Here is a 3,468-nt window from a genome sequence, read left to right as displayed (position 1 = left end):
CTCGACCGCGGTGGCGTTGCCCCAGTTCACGCGCTCGTGCAGGCGCGAGATGTGCAGGTCGGTGCGGTCGTTCAGCATCTGGTTGATGATCGCAAGCCCGACGGCGCCGCCGAGATTGCGCATCAAATTGAACAGGCCGGAGGCGTTCTTGACGCGATCTGGCGCCAAGGTGCCGAGCGCGATGTTGTTGGTCGGCACCATCGCGCACATCATGCCGACGCCGCGCATCACCTGCGGCACGAACAGCTCCCAGAAGTCGTAGTCGCGGGTGATGCCGGTCATCCGGTAGGAGCAAATCACGTTTCCCAGACGACAGCGCTTCGCGCGGTCAGCGGCCACCTATCAGCCTTCCACGTCTAGCGTGACATCATCCGCCTTCAATTGATACATTTCAGCTATGTCCGCCTCCACGGGCGAGAAGTTTTCGTCCAACCCCTCCCTCAGAAAGCTGATACCGAAACAATAAATCGGCTCCCTTCCCTCTCTTTGCCCCACAGCTACGCGAGCAAATCTCTGATTGACCTTGTGCCCGATCTCTCTACTGAAATGCTTAGCAAGCCACTGCGCAATTGTCTCCGACCCCAAACCCAACACTTCGTAGGCAAGCATCGAAGCACGAGAAAACGCTGGAAGGCTCGGCACGCTGTAGGCATGCCCAAAAATCTGACCTCGTTCGCCTTCTGAAAACTCTGGAATGTAAAAGACTAGCCGCCCCTTTCTCCGCAGCACATTACACCAGTCTGATAACTTATCGTTGCTCTTCGCCCGCCCCTTTTTAGCAGCTAGGGCAGCAGAGAACTCCGGATCGAACGGTAGAAACTCAGCCACAAGGACATCTTTGAATAGAGCCGCTTTTCCCTTGACTTTTCGAAGGTTACACCTGCCCGCCTCAATCGCTAAAGTCGTTTTTGACGCCTGCACCAGGCGTTTTATACTTTCCGCGCTGCTACGCCTCAACGCTGACCGCGCAGTGGCTCGATCCGCCTTTATTACAGCCCCATGAGCTATCCCAAAGAAAGTTGGAACGGTCTGAACCCTCAACCCACCGTCGATCACAACCCCACCGACCGGTGTAGGTGTTGGACCCGAGAGCAGGTTCGGCGCAATCAAGCCAAGCGGTTTCCCCTCATCGTCTTGCATTTCGACGAGCCCCTCAAAAAGGAGCTTACAATGGGCGTAGGATTCATTGCCGTCGTCGATCGATCCGAGCACACGCTCATTAAATAACGGCCAATTGTCCTTTAGGTCTTCAATCCTTATACTCGGCAATGTTACAGCCTGACCGTTGTAACTAACAATCAATGCTCTATTTACTAGGGGGCAAATCTCAAAAACGTACCGAACCAGAGTTTCCAAAGAGCTAAAATATTGATAGATAGACTTAGCATCCTTCGCTAGGCTTCTAGCTTTGAAATTGTCTAGTCCGAGCTTTAGCTCAAAAGACACTTCAGTTCCTGAGGCACCCAGTCGCACCCTCTCTTCCGGCTTGAGCGGCGTAAGCAACGGACGGTGGCTGAGCCCCTCCTTGAAATCCAATGCGTAAGATTCGTCTTTGCCGTCCGGCCTCGTTATAATTCTTACTGACTGCCCTATCATGAAGACGGAAAAAAATCCTATGCCAAACCGACCACGGGGCCGCAAACCTTTTCGCAACAACCAAGCCGCATCTGTCTTGTTGTCTTCCGATGACCAGATCGACCGAGCGAAGTCTGTAAGAACCTCTGTAAGGACATGCTTTGTCATGCCAACGCCATGATCGCGAACCGACACGCGAATACGGCTCGTGTCAGCATCCGTTCGCACTTCGATCTCCACTGGAATACTGTCGTATCGCGCACCAGTCAGTTCGCGCCGCTTCTCGAGCGCATCGCTCGCATCTAATGCATTCTGTACCAATTCGCGAACTGCTGCGAACGGATCGCTACCGTACAGCTTTTCTCCTCCGAGCAATTCTATTACTTTCAAAGGATCACGAATTGCGGGTTTAACATCGACAGGCTCCCATCCGTCCGTCGGATTTATTGTCCGAAACGCGCGAGGACTCTCGATACCCGCTACGCAACTTCGTCGGAAGGGCTTGTAGTTGTAGCCTGCATTCTCGGCAACGTACCGATTGGCCGCATCGAGTTCGGGTGCAACAACATCGTGGAGGTAATCGTACGCGGCCCACCAAGACGACGCCTTGGCGAGGGGGCAAGGCGCAGAGAAAACGTTGAAAACAATATTCTTGTGATCATACCCAACAGACAGCGCCCCCTGAAAATCCCAATGGAGCGCTGAATAGCCTGTGGGACTCTGCAATAAGCGATCCCAATATGGGGCCCGACCTTCAAGCTGACAGGCGTCAACAACACGCAAAATCAACGAGAGGTAAAAATCTCTGACCGACAAAGCGTCGGATCTTGTGTCGTTCATCTCTGATATGCGCGGGAATGCTCGTCGTTTGAGCAGCCTCTCCTCGACCTCCACGTGGGGCAAGTGATGCGATGCTGCTATTGGACCACAGATCTCTGAACTGTGAATCCTAAGCTCCGGATGATCAATCAGATAGACGCCGTCCTTATTGAATTCTTTCAAAATCCGAGCCGCTTCGCTGGCATGAACCTGCCGCAATGTCGAAAAAAAGATCTTGTCTTCGGAGTAGTTTGAGTTCTGCTGGAGATAGTTGTCGACTGATTGGTCAGACACCGCTACGCCTTCACTTCGCAACTGAAGCGCTAGCAATCTTTGATAGACATCTGACGCTCTAATGGCCTCAGGTCCTCCATCATACAAAATTGGCGAGAGGCAGGCGTCATGAATGAGATAAGCCACATTTAGACAATAGACCTCCAACGGCGAAAGAGCATTTCTGGGAATAATCTCTTCAGTTACTCGACGAAGATTATCAATGTGCTTCAGAGAGTGGTTAGTTAGGCCCGGCAAAAATTGGCTTATCTTATCCAGAACCGGCCGCAAACGAGATCGCAAAGTATCTAAGGTGTGTATCAACAAACGGGCGGCCTCAGAGGTATCGCGGTAAAGAGACTCCTCCCAACCGTAGTACGATAGGTTCGCGTCATCCAACTTGGCTGCAGAAGTCTTCGCTTTTCTCGGCATTCGAGTCCGCTCCCCTTGTCCCGGATCTACGGTAAGCGGAACCCAAATTGCACGCAAGTAGCACAGAAAATAATCACAACCAGTGCACTACTTTAATCAGCCGTCTTCGATCTTACCTCGACGTCAATGTGCGTCGCCGCCGCCGGCCATCGGCGAGCTCGGCTTGTTCAGCAGCAGCACCATGAAGCTGAGCGCGATGTAGAAGCAGGTCAGCATGAAGAACGCGTCGCCATAGCCCATCACCACGGCCTGGCGATGCACGATCTGCGAGAGTTGCTTCATCGCCATGACAGCGGAATCGCCCATGCCCTGCAGCTTCTGCTGCAGCATGTTGAGCGTCTCGACCGCGGTGGCGTTGCCCCAGTTCAC

General features: G+C 53.1%; 1 protein-coding gene and 2 pseudogenes. All 3 read right to left on the bottom strand.

What is annotated here, in order from left to right; all coding sequences use genetic code 11:
* A pseudogene (locus ACQR0Z_RS34980) lies at nt 1–297 on the bottom strand (MFS transporter); the annotation flags it as partial.
* A gap of 45 nt (nt 298–342) precedes the next feature.
* Nucleotides 343–3,099 (bottom strand): HD domain-containing protein, encoded by a 2,757-nt coding sequence (locus ACQR0Z_RS34975; RefSeq protein ID WP_434921690.1) that lies wholly within the window; start codon nt 3,097–3,099, stop codon nt 343–345.
* Between the two features lie 123 nt (nt 3,100–3,222).
* Nucleotides 3,223–3,468: pseudogene (locus ACQR0Z_RS34970) on the bottom strand (MFS transporter); the annotation flags it as partial.

It is taken from the genome of Bradyrhizobium sp. HKCCYLS3077, assembly GCF_051167555.1.
Taxonomy (GTDB): domain Bacteria; phylum Pseudomonadota; class Alphaproteobacteria; order Rhizobiales; family Xanthobacteraceae; genus Bradyrhizobium.
The sequence above is the reverse complement of the archived record's forward strand: the minus strand, read 5'-3'. Positions and strand labels throughout refer to the sequence as shown.

Bases quoted from the DNA above. Each gene is read 5' to 3' on its own strand.
- ACQR0Z_RS34975 (WP_434921690.1), bottom strand. From the start codon at position 3,099: ATGCCGAGAAAAGCGAAGACTTCTGCAGCCAAGTTGGATGACGCGAAC.